Origin of the sequence: Actinotignum saccati (genome assembly GCF_051265055.1) — a bacterium.
GTDB lineage: Bacteria > Actinomycetota > Actinomycetes > Actinomycetales > Actinomycetaceae > Actinotignum.
Map to the genome: position 1 here is coordinate 232,640 of NZ_JBOZCC010000003.1, position 17,827 is coordinate 250,466.

Here is a 17,827-nt window from a genome sequence, read left to right on the forward strand (position 1 = left end):
AGGTGCCGAGTAGGCTGGTTCCATGCGGAATTCTCACGGTAATAGCCACGGCGGGCGCACGATGCGGCTGGCCGGGTTCTGGGCGGCGGTGCTTGCTGTTGTGGCGATGGTGGTTTTCGGGGCCACGCTGAGTGGGGCGCCTGCGTCCGCGCGCGCGGTGAGCTTGCCGGAAGCGCAGGGTGCGCCGGCGAGGCCGCTCGGCTCGGCAGCGCAAGCGGCACCGGAGCAAGCGCGCCCCACGGTGATGATCGGGGTGGCCGGGCTGCGCTGGGCAGATGTCGGTGAGGAAAGCACCCCGCGGCTCAGTGCGGCTTTGGCAGGTTCGGGCACGGATAATTCGGGCGGTTACGGCGCTGCGCTCGCCAATATTTCCGTGCGCACGGCCGCGCCCACCACCTGCGCGGCGGATGGCTGGGTGAGCCTCGGGGCCGGTGCCCGCGCGGCGGTCACCCCCGCGGCCAGCTCCTGCGTGGCGCCGGAATCCCTGGTTACCCCGGATGGTACGGTGCGTGATGCGGAACAGATAAGCGAAGAAAGCAGCGCCGCCCACTACCCCGTGGTTATGGGTGCGCTAGCGCAGGCCGTGGCTCCGGAGCGGACGCTCGCGGTGGGCCCGGGCGCTGCCCTCGCCCTCAACCGCCAGGCGGAATCACGTATCGCCTACCGCGATCTCGCGGATGTGCTAGCGGATGGTTCGGTGCTCGCCGGGCGGGACCTTACCGTTATTGACGCGGGAAGTTTCGATGCGGCGAACGCTGCGGCGGAAGGTGGCGATACGGGAAGTACTGGTGCAGAAAGCGCTGATGGAGGAAGCGCTGGTGCGGAGAATGTCCCCGTCGGGAGCCTGGCCGAGCTCGATGAACGCCTCGGGAATATCATCGCGCTTGTCACCGCGCATCAACCGCAGGCCCGCATCGTTATCACCACTGTGGCTGATCGTGCCGAGCGGGCCGAACTTGGTTTCTTCGCACTGCTGGAGCCGGGCGAAACAACCGCGCTCGCTCGCTCCACAACCACCCGCACCGCCGGCCTCGTTCAGCTCATTGACCTGGCACCCAGTGTGCTCGCCTGGCACAACGGCGCTCCCGCGCTGCTCACCGTAGATAGCGGTGGAAAAACCACGCTGGCCACGGCCAATGCCACCCTGCACGGCCAAGCACTCCGTGCTGATCTAACTGCGCAGCTGAGCCCGCAGTTCTACCTCCTGCTTGCCGGCCTCGGGCTGGTCTGTTTCGCCGTTATTGCCGTACACCTGGTTCGTTTCCATCGTTTCCCACCCGCAACAGTGGCAGCGGCTGCTGGCAGTTCTGCCGGGGCTTCAGTTCCGCAAGCTGCTACCGCGCCCGTACCCCCTACCCGGGCGGCAGCCCGCCGTGCCCGCCCCACCGGTTTCGCGCAGCTCCTCGCGTGGCTCGCGGCCCTGCCCGTGAGCGCGCTCCTTATCGGGATTATTCCGTGGTGGTCCTTCTCCCGCCCGCTACTTGGCTGGTGGAGCAGCCTGGCCGTCCTTGCTGCGCTTCTTGCCACCTGGGCGCTAGCCGGCCCGCGCCGCCAGGCCCCGGCGGGGGATCGTTGGATTGCCGCGCCGCTAGCACGGTTGGGAACACTCAGCGCTACCGTGATCGCGGTGGACGTCCTTGTCAGCACCTTTGGTGGGGGATACTCCCTCGCCAACACCTCGGTTATGGGATCCCTCCCCACCGTTGCCGGGCGTTTCTTCGGCTTTAATAACTCGGTCTTCGCTATCTTCGCTGTCGGCGCGCTTGCCGCAGCCGCCACCCTCGCCGCACGCATACACAGCGCCGGCGGCTCGGCCACACCCACTAACCGGGCAACCCGTATGGCTGGTTTCGCTGTACTCGCGGTGGGTGCGTGCGCCATCGCCCTGGATGGGCTTCCCGTTTTCGGAGCGGATGCCGGCGGGCCACCGGCCCTCACCCTCGGCTTCGCCTATCTCGCCTGGCACACCTGGGGAAAGCGTTGGACCTGGTGGCACACCGCGCTCGCGGCCATCGCCGGGGTGGCGGTTTCGGCCGGCCTGGCTGTGCTTGACCGTGCGGTGGGATCCACCACCCACTTGGGTAACTTTGTAGGCAGGGTGGAACACGGCGGGGCTGGCGCCGTCGTCGCCCGAAAACTGTCCCAAGCATTCTTTGGCCTGCCGCCCCTGGTGGCCGGTGCGCTGGGCGCCACCCTCCTCGTGGGAGTATGCATGGTGGTGTGGCTAGTGACCTCGGGGCGCTGGGATTTGCGGGCCCGGCCAGCAACCGCGCAGGTACATGCGTGCGTTACAGCCCATCCGCACCCGGCCGCTGCAACCGCCGCGGGCTTCCTCGCCCTCGGCTACGCCTCCCTTATTAACGACTCCAGCCTGGTCATCCTCGGAGTCGGGGTCGCGCTGCTCGCCCCCACCTTTGCCCTTGGGCTCATGCGGGCCGGGGAAAGTTCCTTCGGGGAATGCGCGGGCACGGATGCCGCCCAAGAACCACAAGAAAAACCGGCTGGCAGATAACGGCCAGCCGGGAAGAAATTCGCGGGATTAGATTGCGGAGGACGGAGCGATGCGGGCTCAGGAATGCTCCAGCACCAGCGCGCGATAAGGAGCGAAATGCTCGGTGCCGCTGGAACTAGCAGCGCCGCGAGATTCCACGGGTACCTTGACACCGTGGAAGCGGCGCGACCACACCGCCCGGAAAACATCACGATACTGCCCGGCCCGATGCAGAGTCCCAGCCACATCATTCCCGGTAGCCCGATGGCGGATATCGCACGGAATCTCCTGGAGAGTCAGGCCAGCCACCAGCATATCGATGGTCATCCCCACCTCAACGCCCCAACCCTTCGCGAGCGGACGCGCCGCATCAAAAGCCGCCGCCGTCATACAGCGCTGACCGGACAGCGGCTGAAGCGGAGACCAACCCGTAGCCCGCTCAATCGCACGGCGCCCCAAACGAGTCACAAAACCATGACCGCCCGCACCCTCCTGCGGAGGCAAAGCAGCAATCGCGCAATCAACTCGGCCATCCACAACCGGCCCGATAAGAGGAGCGCACTCAATAGCCGAATCGCCCAGATCCGCGTCAAGGAAAAGTAAATGGCGGGGCGGGCGACCCTCAACATCACGCATGCGGACCACCTTCGCCCCGGTCTCCATCGCCGAAGCCTTTCCGCGATTCACCGAATGGCGCACCACTGTAGCCCCGGAAGCGCGGGCAATAGCCTGGGTTTCGTCATCCGACCCGTCGTCAACAACCACCACGAGGTCCACACCCGGAAGCGCATACGCTGCGCGCACAGTACGCCCCACGTACTGCTCCTCGTCCTTCGCGGGCACGACCACCGCGACCTGACCGACTTTACTCACGGCATAAGTGTATAGGGAAAAACGGGGCCTTTGCTTACCGTTTCTATAAACTAGTGGAAGTTCACTAAAGACGGCTGGCTGAACGCGAGGCTACCTAAGCCGGGGCGCCGGCGCTGCTGACTGCAAGGTCCCCCAAGACCGGCGCGCGCCCGCGCCGCCTAACGCAAGGAAGCCTGGGGCCGGCTCGCGCCCGCGCCGCTTAGCGCAAGGTCACCTGGCGGGAAACCAGCCCGGAGCGGGCCCGCTTTTCTTCCGAGGTCAGCGGCTCGGTCGAAGCAATAGCTGCACTCAACTTCTCCGCGAACTTCGCCAGCGGCTCTTCCAATTCCTCCGCTTCGGTGCCGCGCGCCAATTCCCACACCGGGACCGACAATCCGTAGGCCCGGAACGCACCGATGAAGCGGGCGTCGTCGTCCCAACGCTCCTCGCCGGAGACGCGCAAACGCGCCAAACCGTCCAGCACCGCATCGCGCGGTTCGGGGCGCACCCAGCGCAAAAACTCGCGCGACATCCGGCACCAGTAAGCACCGTTCACGGATTCGATGCGCGCGGCGGGAACCATATCCGCGCGGGCATCACGCAAGGCCGCCTGCGATTCGGGGGTGGCGGCTTCCTCTTCCGTCATCCAGAAAGCCGGATCTTCTTGCAGTTCCAGCTCGGAGAACGAGGCCACAATATCCTGCAAGCGCGGGGAACCGGCCTCCGGCTGCGTGCCGCCCGGGTAGCTTTCTCCCGGCTTGAGCTCCAGACCGGCGAGCACACGCGTGGCAATATCCAAAGAAGCGTCGCCAGAATTCATAACCGTCTGCATCGCAACCAGGAGCTGGCCGTCCGTGCGCCGCAGCGCGCCGACCATATTCGGCAGCAGCGTGCCAAAAATAACCTTTTCGCTGCCGTACTCTTCGGTGAGGGTGACGGTCATGGTCGCCAGCGGCAGCAGATCGCGCATCGCCACCAGCTCCGCCTCGGCATCCAGCCCCTCAAAAGGCCGCTCAACGAAAGGAATAATCGCGCGCTTCTTCTTCGGGGTCGCCGAATCCTTCTTGCGGTTCTTCTTAGCCATAAGTCCTCGTCTTCTCGCTTCTATGCAGGATGATGCCGTTTACCCTCGAGATTCTACGTGAGATGCGGCCCGCGGGCGATGGTCACGTTAGAGTTGCGTTATGGATCTGCTCATAACGACGACGCCGCAGCTTGCCGACCTCACCACCTCTCCGGCCCTCCCCGCACCCCTGGCGGGCGAGCTCCTCGCCGCGCCCGCCGCGGATCCGACGGCGGTGTCCATTATCCGCTGGGTGGGAATCGCGGCGGTTGCCGTGGGTGTTGCTGTCATTATTTGGCGCTGGTGGGCGAATCGCGACTAAGGGTGCCTTGACTTTGCGCCGGTGGAGGCCGTTGCGGGCGCGGTGCTGCGATAGAGTGACGCTGTGCTTGCCTGCGGAGTTGGAATTGCTGTCGGTTTCGTTGTTGGTCTGCTCGGGGCCGGCGGCGGCATCCTCACCATCCCTATTCTCCTCACCATTTTCGGGCATGGCGCGCACCAAGCTTCCGCCGAATCCATCATTATCGTGGGGATTACGTCGTTAGTCGGCATGATCTCCGCGGCCCTGGCCCGGCGCGTGCGCTGGGCAACCGGCCTGATATTCGCCCTGGTGGGCATTCCAGGAACCCTGGCAGGAGCTTTCCTCGCCGGCGCGGTATCCGGGCAAGTCCTGGTGTGGTCGCTGAGCGCTCTGCTCGTGGCGGTGGCGCTGAGCATGTTCTGGCGCGCCGCGCGCTCGGACGGCGAATCGGGTGCGGACGGCGAATCGCACTCGGGCACCGCGCTGGAAAATTCGGACACTTCGGAAAAGCTAGCCGCACCGGGGAATCCGACCGCATCGGAAAACCCGCCCGCCCCCGCCCCACGCTGGCTCACCTACCTCGTCACCGTCCTGGGAGCTTTCGGCGCGGGAGCGCTCTCCGGCTTCTTCGGAGTGGGCGGCGGCTTCGTGGTGGTCCCCGCCCTCATCTTGCTGCTGCGCATGCCCGCCCGCTACGCGAGCGCCACCTCGCTGCTCGTCATGAGCATCAATATGGCGGTGGCCGGGCTCGGCCGCATCCCGCAATTCGCGGCCGGCCTCGATGTGGACTGGCTGGTCGTCGCGCTTTTCACTGCCGGCTCGGCGTTGGGAAGCATCGGCGGGGAAGCCGCTGGCCGGCGCATTCCTGATCGCATCGCCACCATCCTCTTTGGCGTGCTGCTTCTCGCGGTAGCGGCCGGCACCCTGGCCAGCGACCTCCTCTAAGTGGGGCGTGGGCCAGGAGGCGGCGTCGTCGTTCTTAAAACCGGAACGGGTGAGCACTGTTCACCGTGTAAACGGTGCTCACCCGCGTGGTTCTGGTGTTTTAGTCGACGACGCCGTACAGGCGGTCCCCGGCATCGCCCAGACCCGGCACGATGTAGGCCTTCTCGTTGAGGCCCTCATCGATGGAAGCGACGACGATCTTGACGTCCGCATCCTCGGGCAGGTGCGATTTCACTTCCTCCAGGCCCTGCGGGGTGGCCAGCAGGCACACGCAGGTGACATCCCGCGCGCCGCGTTCGAGCAGGTAGTTGATGGATTCGTGGATGGTGTGGCCGGTGGCCAGCATCGGGTCAAGAACAAAACACTGCCTCCCGGTCAGATCATCCGGGAGGCGGTTAGCGTAGGTGACGGCCTCGAGAGTTTCCTCATCGCGGCGCAGGCCGAGGAAGCCAACTTCGGCGGTGGGAAGGAGCTTCGTCATTCCTTCCAGCATGCCCAGGCCGGCCCGCAAAATCGGAACGACGATGGGCGCCGGGCGGGCCAGCTTCACGCCGGTTGTGGTAGCCACCGGGGTGGTGACCGTTACTTCGTGCACCGCCACATTCCGGGTGGCTTCATAAGCGAGGAGAGTCACAAGCTCCTCGGTTAGCTGCCGGAAAATTGCCGACGGGGTGGTTTCATCACGGAGGACAGAGAGTTTATGCGCGACCAGAGGGTGGTCAATTTCGAGGATGTGCATGCTTTAAGGATAGCGGTACCCGGCGGGCGACGCGCGCGGGCGGCTCGGCTTGAGGCTCGTGACACAGGCGGCTCGCCGTGGGGCTCGTGACACAATGGAGCCATGCGGGGAGATATGCGAGCCGATTCGCGGGGGAGTGCGGATGCGCCCGAGGACACGCCTGAGGATAGGTGCGGCGATATGCGGGCGGCGGAAAAGCTATTTATGCGCGAAGCGATGGAGCTGGCGGCACGGGCCGCGGCGGGTGGGGATGTGCCCGTCGGCGCGCTCGTGGTGGTGGACGGCGCCGTGGTGGCGCGCGGTTGGAATACCCGCGAATGCGAACATGACCCGGCCGGGCACGCGGAAATTATGGCCCTGCGCGCGGCCGGTGCGGCGCTCGGGCGGTGGCGTTTGGACGACGCCGACATCTACGTCACCTTGGAACCGTGCACGATGTGCGCCGGGGCGATGGTCGGTGCCCGGATTCGGCGGCTCATCTTCGGTGCCTGGGATGAGAAAGCGGGGGCGGCTGGCTCGCTGCGCGATGTGGTGCGCGACCCGCGCCTCAATCACCGCATCGAGGTGATCGGGGGAGTTCTGGAAGAAGAAACCTCCGCTCAGCTGCGGAAATTCTTCCGCGGATGAGGATGCGGGGTGGCGCGGCCCGTGGGCGGCGGGCGGCGAGCGGTGGCGCCAACTGGCGCGGCCCGCGGGTGACGGCGCGTTGGTGGTGAAGCCGGCCGTTGCTCCTCGAAGCTTTAACGTGATGTGCTCCGCATTGATTAGGTAAATTCGGGGTGCGCCGTGTAATCTATTCTGCGGTGGCGTGTCCGAGCGGCCGAAGGTGCATCACTCGAAATGATGTGTAGTTAATAGCTACCGCGGGTTCAAATCCCGCCGCCACCGCCATGGCCCGCATTGCAGGTTTCCCTGCGATGCGGGTTTTCGCGTCTCTGCCCACCGCGCGATAGGCGCGTAGGTGAAGCTTCAACAGCGAGCCCACAACAGGGTGCAAATCTACGCACTATTTTGGCCGGATTTCTGCTCTGGATTTGCACTACGCGACTCCGATGGTCCCCAATTTGCATCCTGAGGCATTCCCCGGTGCCCAGCTTCCCCGGCCGGTAGCTGCGCCGTCGGCCGAAGTGACATTGCTGGCCGAAGCTGCGCCGTCGCCGCAGCTGCGCCGTCGTACCGCACGAAACTGCGCCATAAACGCAAGCGCTCCAAAAATCTGCAAAATATTATTTATGTTACGTAAAACTGCGCGGCGTAAAATCAACATAAAACTTTTGTGAAAATGATCAATCACACAGTCGTGACCTGCGCAAACGCTGAATACCTTAAGAATTAACTCTCCAATTGTGATTTACTTGAGTTGAGTTTACTCATCACTCATCTAAGGTAAGGACACACCACATGCTCACGCGAAACCTTTCGAGGGTGCTGGCGGTGATCGCTGCTATTGCGATGGTCGTCGTTGGGCAACCCCTGCGGGCGGAGGCGGCGCCTCAGTCTGTTGATTTTAACTACGTGATCGGTGAGAAGATACAAAAATTTGAGTTCACCGCTCACAATCCAGATAACCCTTCGGAAAGTATTACCTATCCGAGCGACCCGGCCAAGCGTTACAACTACAAGCGAATTCCGGCGGGCTGGGTGCTCAACGGTCAGATCGTTATGCAGCCGGGCTGGAAGATTACCAGCACGGGCTCGGATCTGCTTTACCCCGATAACCTCGAGCAGAGCGTGACCGGGATCGGGAAGGACGCCGTCCTCACGTACCACGTGAAGGACGTGAAACCGACCGAAAATATTTACTTCCAGCAGATCTCCTACGAACAGTTCAATTACGCCACCTATGACCTCAACGGCGGTACCTGGACCGATAAGATTCCGACCGATCCGCTGCATCAGGCCCAGGATGGCTCGTTCTACAGCATGTTCATCACCCCGCACGGCACCGTGCAGAAGCCCACGGACCCGGTGCGCGAGGGTTACACCTTCCTCGGGTGGATTGGGAAGAGCACTCTCAATATTCCGGCCGTCGAGCCGCCCTACAAGTACAACGTGTACACAGTGGATAAACCTTACCGTTTCGACGAAATTGACCCGAACCGGCTGCTGGGATACCGCCGGCAAAACGTGGTCAATCTGACCGCGGCATGGGCCAAGGAGCCGGCCCTCGAGGTGAAGAACATCGAGATTTGGGAGGGTGAGGCATTCACTCCTTCGGATATGGTCGTCTCCGCCACGGATTTTGCCGGCAAGGATCTGACCGATCCGGCCAACGGTGGCTCTGTCACGCCCGCGGGCGATTATGACAATGCTGTTGCTGGCGAATACCCCATCACTTTCACGGCGAAGGACAGCAAGGGCGGTATGGTTACTCGCACCGCGAAGCTGATCGTCAAGAAGCGTTGGACCCCGCTCATTCCCGCCCCGGAGCTCACGCTCAAGAACGTGGAAATCAAGGCCGGTGAGCCTTTCGATCCGGTGGATATGGTGGTTTCTTCCAGCGGCACGGCCGTGCCCAGCCCGGATAACGTATACGATCCGAAGACTCCCGGTACCTACACTCTCACCTTTACGGTGACGAACGAGCAGGGTGTGAAACGTACGGCGACGGCGCAGCTAGTTGTCAAGCAACCTTGGGTCATCATCGAAGCTGCTCCGGAGCTGAGCCTCAAGGATATGACCATCACCGTGGGTGATCCTTTCGATCCCGCGGATATGGTGGTGTCCTCCAGCGGCACCGCGGTGCCCAGCCCGGATAATGCCTATGACCCGAATACCCCGGGAACCTATGATTTGAGCTTCACGGTGACCGATGAGAAGGGTGCCACGGTAACTCGGACAGCGAAGCTGACCGTCAAGCCGAAGCCCGAGCCGGCACCGGAACCTGCGCCTGAGCCTGGAACGGAAACTCCGGAGCCGGGTGAGCCTGGAACTCCGGGTCAGCCGGGCAACCCGGGCCAGCCTGGTGACCCCGGTCAGCCTGGGCAGGCATCGGGTACGACGCCCAGCACGCCTGAAACTCCCGGAACTCCTGGTGAACCCAGCCAGCCCGGCACAACCGGTGCGACCGCTACCCCCGGCAAGCAGGGCACGGTAGCCAAGGCGGGCAGCCGTTCCCTCGCCCATACCGGTAGTGATGCGGCGGCGCCCTTCGCTCTGGGTGGCATGCTTGTTCTGGCAGGCGGAGCCCTCGTGGCTACTCGCCGCAAGAATTCTTAGGGCTGCTTGCTAATTGCCGGTGCTCTATTCTGCCGGTTATTCTGCCGGCTCGCTATCCCGCTAAGGCACTAGCAAAAACACGTGTGGGGGCACCTCCGATTGGGGTGCCCCCACACGTGTCTGCGGTTCTTATCAGCGGTCTGCGGTTGCTTTCGGTCACGCTCGCGGTATAGATGCTCGCGGCCCAGTGCTTACTCACCGCCCGCGCTTAGCGCCACTCTCTACCCATGCGGCACGTACTCACATTTGCTATGCTCGGCCGGCTCCAGCTGGAAAGTGGAATGCTCCACCTTGACCGGGAAATGCTCGGCGACGCACTGCTGGAGCTGATCGAGGATCCGCGGGGCGTGCCCGTCGAAGAAGCACTCATCCTCAACCACCACGTGGGCGCTGAGCACCGGCAGCCCGGTGGCGACCGTCGTCGCATGCATATCATGCACCCGAATCACGTGCGGCAGATTCTCCATATGCTGGCGCACTTCGTCCAGGTCCAGGCCCTGCGGCGTCGCCTCCATCAACACGTTGAGCGCAGTGGACAGAATCCGCAGCGCACGCGGAATAATAAGAATTCCGATGAGGATCGCGGCAATCGCGTCCGCGCCGCCCCAGCCGGTGAAGTAGATCGACGCCGCCGCCACGATCACCGCAACCGAACCGAGCGCGTCATTGCAAACTTCCAGGAAGGCGGCCTTCATATTGAGGCTGGCGCCGCGCCCGGTGAAGAGGATCAGCATGGAAGCGATATTGCCCAGCAGGCCGATAATGCCGAAAATCAGCAGCGGCGCAGCCGGCATCTCCGGCGGGTCGGTCAGGCGTTTGATCGCTTCGATGATCACGAAAATACCCACGCCGAGGAGCAGCGTCGCCTGCAAGCACGCGGAAATAATCTCCGCCCGAGCATAACCCCAGGTGCGGCGGTTGGTTGCGGGTTTGGTGGTGAGGTGAGCGGCCACCAGCGCCATGACCAGGCCGGCGCTATCGGTGAGCATATGGCCGGCATCCACAAGGAGGGCCAGCGAGCCGAGCCAGAACGCCCCGATCACCTCGGCGATCAGAATCGAGAAAGTAATACCGAGCGCCCAGGCGATGCGCCCGCGTTGCGCCCCGGCGCCGTGCACATGCCCGGGCCCGTGCTCATGGCCGCTGGCATGATCATGACCGGCAGCGGGAGCTACCGCGGTGGGCGTACGAGCCAGGTGGCATAGGTGCGCGTTGTCGCCATCCTCGCTAACTTCGCCATTTTCGCCGTTTTGGCCGGCCACGCTAAATGATTCGCCATCCTCCTCGGATGGCGTGCTCTCCTCCGACGCCGATGCGGCGGAGGCGCCAGAACTGCGCTGAGCGCAGGTGCATTGCCCGCCGGCGTGGTCGCCGTGCTCACAATGATAATAATTATTATTATGCATAACATAACCTCCTTGGGGCTCTGAGTGTACCTGCCCGCCCGTGTTTTCGGCAGGGTACGGCCTGTGATGCAGGGCATGTACGACGACGCCTATGTGGCCACGCGCATAATATGCAGTGATGTGGGCCGGGGAGGTGAGAAAGTCCGGGACGGTGAGCAAGTCCGGCGAGGCGGCGGGCGGAGCCAGCCGGTTGGGCCAGCGAGCCGCGGCGGCGAGGTAGCGGCCCGGGCCAGAATGCAAAGCACCCGGGCGCTAATTCCGTGAAAGGAATCGGCGCCCGGGTGAATGAATGCGCAATAGGCCCACGGGGGTGCTGATGAGGGCGACGCCCCTACTGCATTGTGATATCTATTCCGCAGGAGTCCATGACGAGGATGAAGTTGAGCAGGTCAGTCATGAACTTGGGGTCCTCAATTTCGTTGCCGGCCATGATGTCGCCCTTGCTGGCGCGTTCGATGACATCGATGAACTGGTCGGATAGCTTGCCCTGTGCGGCATTGCCGATGCAGGTGCCGACGTCGTCACGCGCAGGTTTACCAAATGCTGCGGTGAAGCTCGGGTCCTTGAGGAAGGTATCGAAGAGCGCTGCGATTTTTTCCGGCGGGTAGGTGTAGGTCAGCCCTTCTTTGCCGTCCTTACCTGTTGAGCCGCCCGAGTCACCGGAGGGTGCGGGGGCGGGCGTGGTAGGCGAATCAAGGATGGGTGCCTTGCTGGTTTCCGGAGCGGCCGTGGCGTCCGGGGTGGCGGGTGCGCTAACCGAAGGAACCGAGCTGGGATCGGGCTGCGCATCATCGCTGGCCTTATCCCGGTTGAGGAAGAAAATAAGGCCAACAACTAGAGCGATCAACGCGATGATTCCCACGCCGATACCAACAAACAGGCCGGTTTTGCTCTGCTTGGGCTGCTGACCGTAGCCGACCGGATAACTCCCGCGCGGACCATTCGGGCCGCCAGGTCCGTTCGGGCCACCTGCGCCGGGGTACTGATTGCCCGAGCCGCCCGGGTAGCCGGCGCCGCCATATTGCCCGCCGGGATAGCCCGGGCCGCCGTACTGCCCGCCCTGGCCGGAACCGTATTGCGGGGCCTGACCCGGATAATTACCCCGCTGCGGGTAACCAGCCTGGCTGCCGTAGTGATTGCCTTGGCCAGCCTGGCCGGGATACTGGGTGCCGGTGCCGGTGCCGGCGCCGGCCTGAGCTCCCGGATATGCGGGGCCGCCGTAGTGCCCGGCTTGCCCGGGTTGTCCGGCTCCGTACTGCCCGCCCTGCCCGGCGGCGCCATACTGGCCCTGACCGGGATAAGCGGCGGTAGGTGCACCGTAGGCCTGAGTGGGGTAATCGCCCGAAGGTGAGCTGGGCGTGGAAAAAGCTTGGGTGGGCGCGCTGGCAGCATCAGCTGCGCCGGCGGCTTCGGGCGCGCTGCCCGTGCCGGGAGTGGTGTTCTCGGAGCCGTGCGGAGGGAAAGCTCGGGTGGGTTCGCCGCCCTGCGGCGAACGGGTTGCGTCTTCTTCGCTCACGATAAATCCTAACGATGCGCGGGAGCGGCGCCCGGCAACTCCACGCGCTGACCGCGTACGGTAACCGGCGAAAACGCCCCCGATGTGACAGGTGGCTAGCCGCTTTCCGCGCGCCTCCGGATATGCCGGAGCGCCCGGTTACACGAGCCAAGCCACATTCATTCAATCAGAGAGCGGCCGGGAGCGGCAAGCAAGTTTCGCGTTTGCCAAGCTCAGGGGCCTTCGGCCAGCAGAGAAACATCCGCTACTTCGCGCTCGCATTCAGTGTCACGCGCGTCCAGCCTCACGCGCAGCTCAGCCCGTGCTACTTCACCGCAGCCGCCACACTCACCCTCGCGCCATCCCCCGCGCGCCGCTCCGCCGTCGCCTTCTTACGCAGCTCAGCCTGGGTGCGCTGCGCGGCCCGCTGCTCCGCGCTTTGCCAGAGCCGAGCCGGCTCCCCGAAGCGTAGCCCCAAGAACCACCACAGCGCCTCGATTAGCGCCGCGCCAACCGCACCCACCAGCGTGCCCAGGGCCATCGCCCCGGAGTTAGAGGAATCCAGCATGAACACGCGCTGCGTGAGGGGCCACAGGAAAATCACCCCGTAACCCACCAGCGGCAGCAAAATAAGAAGAATCTTCCACCAGACATAGGGCCGGGCCACCACCACGAGCACCCACGAGGAGGCAATAATCATCGTCAGGAGCGTCGCGGTGGACACCTGAGTCGCATATGCCGAGCTAGCTGCGCCGTCGTACAACATGACGTAGGTAATAAAAGTCGCAACCCCCACGATCAGGCCCGCCGGGAAACCGAAACGCATGACGCGCTGCACGAAACCGGGGCGGGCGGCGTCGTTATTCGGCGGCAGGGAGAGGAGGAAGGCCGGGATGCCGATGGTGAACCAGCCGGTGATCGTCACGTGAATTGGTACGAAGGGATAGGGCAGTGCGAAGAGTAGCACCGCGATGGCGAGCACCGCCGAATACACCGTTTTGGTGAGGAAAAGCCGCGCCACGCGTTCGATATTTCCGACCACGCGCCGGCCTTCGCCCACCACATGTGGGAGGGAGGCGAATTTATCGTCGAGGAGCACGATTTTCGCGACCGAGCGAGTGGCGGAGGTGCCCGAACCCATGCCGATGCCCAGGTCGGCGTCCTTGAGGGCGAGTACGTCATTGACGCCATCGCCCGTCATCGCGACAGTGTGTCCCGCCCCGCGCAGCGCCGCGACCATGGCGCGCTTCTGATCCGGGGTCACCCGCCCGAATACGGCATTCTCGTTGATCGTTTCCGCGAAGCTCGCCTCCGGGATGGTGCGCGCGTCCACGGGAGTGCCCACATCGACGCCGAGCTGCGTGGTCACCGCACCGACCGCCGCGGCATTATCGCCGGATATGACTTTGACCGCCACGCCCTGCGAATCGAAATAGCGCAGAGTATCGGAGGCGTCCGGGCGGATTTTCTGGTCTAGCAGAATAAAAGCGAGCGGCTCGAGGTTGCCGGGCGCGTTCGCGGCCGTGACCGGCGTATCGCTGCGGGCCAGGAGCAGCACGCGCTGGCCGGTGGCGGCGATGGCGGCGGCGCGCTCGCGGGCGGCGGCGAGGGCCGGGTTGCTAGACGTGGCGGCGCTGCCTGCGGCGGGGTCGCTAGTTGGAACGACGGCGCTAGTTGGGGCGGCGGCGCCCGCCGGGCCGTCCGCACTCGCCAGATCGAGGAGCACATCCGGGGCGCCCATAATCCAGTGCTGGCCATTGGCGAAACTCACCCCGGACCACTTCTTTGCCGAGGTGAACGGCTGGCGCTCGGCTACCTCCCACGGCTGGGCCGGCGCGCCGAGGGCTTCCTGGATGGCTTCCATGGAGGAGTTCGGGGCCGGGTCGGCCGCGCCCAGCTGGGCCAGGGCTTCCCGGGCGGTGGCCTGAGCGCGCGCGGCGGAAGTGGCGGCGTCGTCGTGCTGTTCCCGCGCGGTGCCGGAACTGGAACCGGCGCAAGAACTCGCGCCGCCGGAATCAGAACCGGAATCAGAACCGCTGCTCACAGCCGCGCCGGGCACCAACTCGAGCCCCGCGAAACGCAGGGTATTTTCGGTAAGAGTGCCGGTTTTGTCCACGGCGACGGTATCCACGCGCGCGAGGCCTTCGATGGCCGGCAGCTCATTGACCAGCACGTTCAGGCGTCCGAGCCGGATCACACCCAGCGCGAAAGCGGTCGAGGTGATGAGCACCAGGCCTTCGGGGATCATCGGCACCAGCGCGCCGGTGACCGAGAGCACGATGTCGCGCCAGTGCGCGCCGATGGCGGCCCAATCCAGGCCCACCACGCGGATCTGGCCCCAGATGGTCAGCAGCCCCACGGGCACCAGCACCCAGGTGATGGCTTTGAGGATGCGGTCGATCCCGTTTTGCAGCTGGGAATCGACGAGCGAGAATTTCGAGGCGGCGGAGGTGAGTTTGGCGGCGTAGGCGTCGGCGCCCACGCGGGTGGCGCGGTAGCTGCCCGAGCCGGAGGAGACGAAGGAGCCGGACATCATCGCGGCGCCGGGTTCCTTGTGGATGGAATCGGATTCGCCGGTGAGGAGCGATTCGTCCACCTCGAGGTAATCGGCTTCGGTGACGAGGCCGTCCACCACGACCTGCTCGCCGGCGGCGACCACGATAATATCGCCGAGCACCACCTCTTCGCGCGCGATTTCGTGCACCTCGCCCTCGCGGCGCACTCGCGGATGTGCTTCGCCGATAACCGCCAGGGAATCGAGGGTGTGCTTGGCGCGCAGCTCCTGAATAATGCCGATAATCGAGTTCGCAATAATGAGCAGGCCGAAAGCGCTATTGATCCACGAACCGGTGAGAATCACGGCAATAAATAGCACGCCGAGCATGAAGTTAATGCGGGTGAAAACGTTATCGCGCACAATCTGCGCGGCCGAGCGCCCCGAGCGGTCCGGGAGGGTATTCGCCTTGCCCTCCGCGGCGAGCTGGGCGGCCTGCGCGGCGCTGAGCCCAAGGGCCGGGTCGCTCGCGGGCACGTGCTCGTTGCCGGTGGTGGGGTCGGTGGCGGGATCGGTCAGGGCGAGGGACTCGGGTTCCCGTTGCGCGGGTTTGCTTGCGGCGGGGGCCGGGGCGGTGGGCGCCGGGCCGGGCGCGGTCGAGTCAAAGTCCCGCTGCGCGGGTGCGGCGTCGTTCATAAAAAACGATTCTAGGCAAGGAAGCTGGACGGCGGGTGAATGTTTCTTGGGTGCGGGGCGCAATGGGGCTGGGACGGCGCGGGCGGTGACGCAACGGCGCGGGCGGTGCGCAACGGTGTGGGCGGTGCTCGAACGGTGCGGGCGCGCCGGGTTGCGGTGCCCGTCACACTTACGCGCCGTGCGGCGGTAGCATGAGGTATGGCACGAAAGAATATTTTCCGCAGCGTCGCGGGAATCTGCGCGGTTGCGGCCCTCGCTTCCTGTAGTAGCACGACGACGCCGCAGCAGGCCGCAAGCACCCCGGCACCGTCGGCCGGTTCGGCAAGCGCTACCCCAACGGCGGGCGCGGCGGGGTCATCAAGCAATGCAGCGCCCTCGCCTGCTGCGGCTGGCTCGCCCGGTGCGGAACCCGCATCGGGGGAGGCGATCATGGCGGAAGCTCTGCGTGCGGTCGATGGCATGACGGAGTTCGAGGTCGGGGTGCTGCGCACCAATAACAGCTCTGGCCTGGATGATTGGGCTTCGCGACTCAGCGTCAATGAGCTGGTGCAGCGCTATGACGGGGATAAGGTGCTCGAATATACCATCAACGGGCAGCCTCCCAATAAGGCGAGCCTGGCGCCGCTTTCGAAGGACGATATGCGGTTCCTGATTCGCAGCGCCGATTACGGCGCCGAAAATGAGCGCGGGGTTGTATCGGGGGAACTGCGTCAAGGCACGAAACTTCCTTCACTGGGTACCCAGCTCATGGATACCTGCGCGCAGGATGGCGACTGGGTCATTCTCGCGGGCAGCGTGGGATATAACCGGCGCACCGGGGTGATCGAATACGTGGATTACATGGTGGAAAGCCCCGATTTCACTCAGGGAGTGCGCGGGCCGGACGGACAGGCTCGGGAGGAAAATATGGCCTGCCGCACCGTCTGGGACTTCCGCTCCGTGAACGGCTCGGTGATCGATAAGCCACCGGCGAGTTAGACCTCTTCAACGAGAGCCGCAGCGGTGTAATCGTCGGTAATCAAGGCGTCAAGATAGCCACCCACCAGCACTGCTTCTATAGCGGCAACCTTTTCCGTGCCGTAAGCCACCCCCACCACAAAAGGGATATCGCGCAGTTTAGAGGGGTGGAGGCACACGGTACGGCGGCACAAGGACACATCAACATGCTTTCCCTGGGCGTTAAGGTAGTGCCCGTTGAGGTGCGCCACCGCGTGTTTCCGAGCCAGCTCACGTTGAATCGGATGGGTGATCCATTTGCGCAGCAAGGGGCTAGAACCAGCTATGGACACCGCCCCGACTCCCACCAATGCCACATCGGCACGAGCGGCTAAATCCAAGGTGCGATGCACCGATGGTTCCTGGCTCATCGCCTGCGCAGCTAACTCGGTTTCAAACACCAGCGGTACGGGAAGAACCCAGTGGTTGCCCCCGAGTTTCTTCGAGGCGGCTCGGCATAAATCCGGGCTATCTATGAAGGGGAGTCCCGAACCGGTCATTCCCAGAATAGGAACGACACAAGACGAGGTCCAGGTGCGTCGGGGCAGTTTCGCTACCGTAGCGGCCACCGCGCGACCATTAGAAATTGCCACGGTAGAACGAGGGTTGCAATGTGCCAGCAACACATCTGCCGCGGCGGAGCCAATGGCAGATTTAGTGTCCGCTTCGCTGGTGGCGACCACTCGTACTTCCTTGAGCTGGTAGGTATCGAGTAGCTGTTGCTCCAAACCAAGGAGACGTGCCGAGGGATGGGAAATTTCTATTTTCACAATCCCGGCCGCGCGAGCCTGTGCCAATAACCGGGAAACCGTCACTCGAGAGTAGCCAATTTCAGCAGCTATGTCGCTTTGCTTGGCATTATCAAGGTAGTACCTTTTGGAAACTTCCAGGAGTAATTCGAGGTGCTCGCGGTCATAAATAGTATGTGCTTCCTTGGACATATGTTCAGCATAGCTGATAGCACCACTTTCGGAGTGATGATTATCGCCGTTATTCGGCGTGAATCTGGTGCTCATTCATCAATTCACGGAACATATGTTCAAAATACTCCTTTTCTGCTTGACAAACTCTATCTACGCTGAATGCCAGGCCTCAGATAGAGGTAGTCAGTTGCAATCAAAGGAGAATGC

The 17,827-nt window shown here is 63.9% G+C and carries 13 protein-coding genes and 1 tRNA gene; 7 read left to right on the plus strand and 7 right to left on the minus strand.

Translation table 11 applies throughout. The features are described from left to right. Positions 1-22: 22 nt before the first annotated feature. Complete coding sequence (locus ACRQEC_RS03820) at positions 23-2,512, plus strand: hypothetical protein (protein WP_435734851.1); 2,490 nt, start codon at positions 23-25, stop codon at positions 2,510-2,512. A gap of 57 nt (positions 2,513-2,569) precedes the next feature. Here the strand turns inward: ACRQEC_RS03820 and ACRQEC_RS03825 are convergent, their stop codons facing one another. Further along, a complete protein-coding gene (locus ACRQEC_RS03825) occupies positions 2,570-3,364 on the minus strand; it encodes a glycosyltransferase (RefSeq protein WP_284883308.1) in 795 nt (264 codons plus the stop codon). A gap of 199 nt (positions 3,365-3,563) precedes the next feature. Then, a complete protein-coding gene (locus ACRQEC_RS03830; protein WP_284883310.1) occupies positions 3,564-4,427 on the minus strand; it encodes a DUF5926 family protein in 864 nt (287 codons plus the stop codon). 100 nt (positions 4,428-4,527) lie between these two features. Here ACRQEC_RS03830 and ACRQEC_RS03835 point away from each other — a divergent pair, with 100 nt between their 5' ends. Further along, the gene (locus tag ACRQEC_RS03835; RefSeq protein ID WP_284883311.1) at positions 4,528-4,728 is read left to right on the plus strand and encodes a hypothetical protein; all 201 of its coding nucleotides are present in this window, start codon (positions 4,528-4,530) and stop codon (positions 4,726-4,728) included. 63 nt (positions 4,729-4,791) lie between these two features. Then, the gene (locus tag ACRQEC_RS03840) at positions 4,792-5,652 is read left to right on the plus strand and encodes a sulfite exporter TauE/SafE family protein (RefSeq protein ID WP_284883312.1); all 861 of its coding nucleotides are present in this window, start codon (positions 4,792-4,794) and stop codon (positions 5,650-5,652) included. Between the two features lie 100 nt (positions 5,653-5,752). On the opposite strand, the gene upp is transcribed toward ACRQEC_RS03840, so the two are convergent. Beyond that, the gene (gene upp / locus ACRQEC_RS03845; protein WP_026429144.1) at positions 5,753-6,391 is read right to left on the minus strand and encodes a uracil phosphoribosyltransferase; all 639 of its coding nucleotides are present in this window, start codon (positions 6,389-6,391) and stop codon (positions 5,753-5,755) included. 102 nt (positions 6,392-6,493) lie between these two features. On the opposite strand from upp, the gene tadA reads away from it, so the two are divergent. The 3 genes from tadA (at position 6,494) to ACRQEC_RS03860 (ending at position 9,610) form a co-directional block, all read left to right on the plus strand. Beyond that, a complete protein-coding gene (tadA, locus tag ACRQEC_RS03850; RefSeq protein WP_244899301.1) occupies positions 6,494-7,018 on the plus strand; it encodes a tRNA adenosine(34) deaminase TadA in 525 nt (174 codons plus the stop codon). A 175-nt stretch (positions 7,019-7,193) separates the two neighbouring features. Continuing rightward, positions 7,194-7,282 (plus strand) — tRNA-Ser (locus ACRQEC_RS03855). Between the two features lie 510 nt (positions 7,283-7,792). Beyond that, positions 7,793-9,610 (plus strand): InlB B-repeat-containing protein, encoded by a 1,818-nt coding sequence (locus tag ACRQEC_RS03860; RefSeq protein WP_087070063.1) that lies wholly within the window; start codon positions 7,793-7,795, stop codon positions 9,608-9,610. Positions 9,611-9,831: 221 nt separating this feature from the next. On the opposite strand, the gene ACRQEC_RS03865 is transcribed toward ACRQEC_RS03860, so the two are convergent. From ACRQEC_RS03865 to ACRQEC_RS03875, 3 genes are all read right to left on the minus strand, one after another. Further along, positions 9,832-11,016 carry a cation diffusion facilitator family transporter gene (locus ACRQEC_RS03865; RefSeq protein WP_180948684.1) on the minus strand — a complete coding sequence of 395 codons (1,185 nt, stop codon included), beginning with the start codon at positions 11,014-11,016 and terminating at the stop codon, positions 9,832-9,834. A gap of 331 nt (positions 11,017-11,347) precedes the next feature. Further along, positions 11,348-12,532: a hypothetical protein gene (locus tag ACRQEC_RS03870; RefSeq protein WP_435734852.1), complete on the minus strand. Its 1,185-nt coding sequence runs from the start codon at positions 12,530-12,532 to the stop codon at positions 11,348-11,350. 304 nt (positions 12,533-12,836) lie between these two features. Continuing rightward, the gene (locus tag ACRQEC_RS03875) at positions 12,837-15,701 is read right to left on the minus strand and encodes an HAD-IC family P-type ATPase (RefSeq protein WP_101595631.1); all 2,865 of its coding nucleotides are present in this window, start codon (positions 15,699-15,701) and stop codon (positions 12,837-12,839) included. A 198-nt stretch (positions 15,702-15,899) separates the two neighbouring features. Here ACRQEC_RS03875 and ACRQEC_RS03880 point away from each other — a divergent pair, with 198 nt between their 5' ends. Continuing rightward, positions 15,900-16,679 (plus strand): hypothetical protein, encoded by a 780-nt coding sequence (locus ACRQEC_RS03880; RefSeq protein WP_143231815.1) that lies wholly within the window; start codon positions 15,900-15,902, stop codon positions 16,677-16,679. Here the strand turns inward: ACRQEC_RS03880 and ACRQEC_RS03885 are convergent. Next, a complete protein-coding gene (locus tag ACRQEC_RS03885) occupies positions 16,676-17,713 on the minus strand; it encodes a sugar-binding transcriptional regulator (protein WP_244899299.1) in 1,038 nt (345 codons plus the stop codon). The genes ACRQEC_RS03880 and ACRQEC_RS03885 overlap by 4 nt on opposite strands. Positions 17,714-17,827 lie beyond the last annotated feature (114 nt).

Excerpts from the sequence above, each read along its gene's own strand:
- ACRQEC_RS03820 (WP_435734851.1), top strand. The coding sequence starts at position 23 with ATGCGGAATTCTCACGGTAATAGCCACGGCGGGCGCACGATGCGGCTG.
- ACRQEC_RS03830 (WP_284883310.1), bottom strand. The coding sequence starts at position 4,427 with ATGGCTAAGAAGAACCGCAAGAAGGATTCGGCGACCCCGAAGAAGAAG.
- ACRQEC_RS03835 (WP_284883311.1), top strand. The coding sequence starts at position 4,528 with ATGGATCTGCTCATAACGACGACGCCGCAGCTTGCCGACCTCACCACC.
- upp (WP_026429144.1), bottom strand. The coding sequence starts at position 6,391 with ATGCACATCCTCGAAATTGACCACCCTCTGGTCGCGCATAAACTCTCT.
- tadA (WP_244899301.1), top strand. The coding sequence starts at position 6,494 with ATGCGGGGAGATATGCGAGCCGATTCGCGGGGGAGTGCGGATGCGCCC.
- ACRQEC_RS03860 (WP_087070063.1), top strand. The coding sequence starts at position 7,793 with ATGCTCACGCGAAACCTTTCGAGGGTGCTGGCGGTGATCGCTGCTATT.
- ACRQEC_RS03865 (WP_180948684.1), bottom strand. The coding sequence starts at position 11,016 with ATGCATAATAATAATTATTATCATTGTGAGCACGGCGACCACGCCGGC.
- ACRQEC_RS03875 (WP_101595631.1), bottom strand. The coding sequence starts at position 15,701 with ATGAACGACGCCGCACCCGCGCAGCGGGACTTTGACTCGACCGCGCCC.
- ACRQEC_RS03880 (WP_143231815.1), top strand. The coding sequence starts at position 15,900 with ATGGCACGAAAGAATATTTTCCGCAGCGTCGCGGGAATCTGCGCGGTT.
- ACRQEC_RS03885 (WP_244899299.1), bottom strand. The coding sequence starts at position 17,713 with ATGAGCACCAGATTCACGCCGAATAACGGCGATAATCATCACTCCGAA.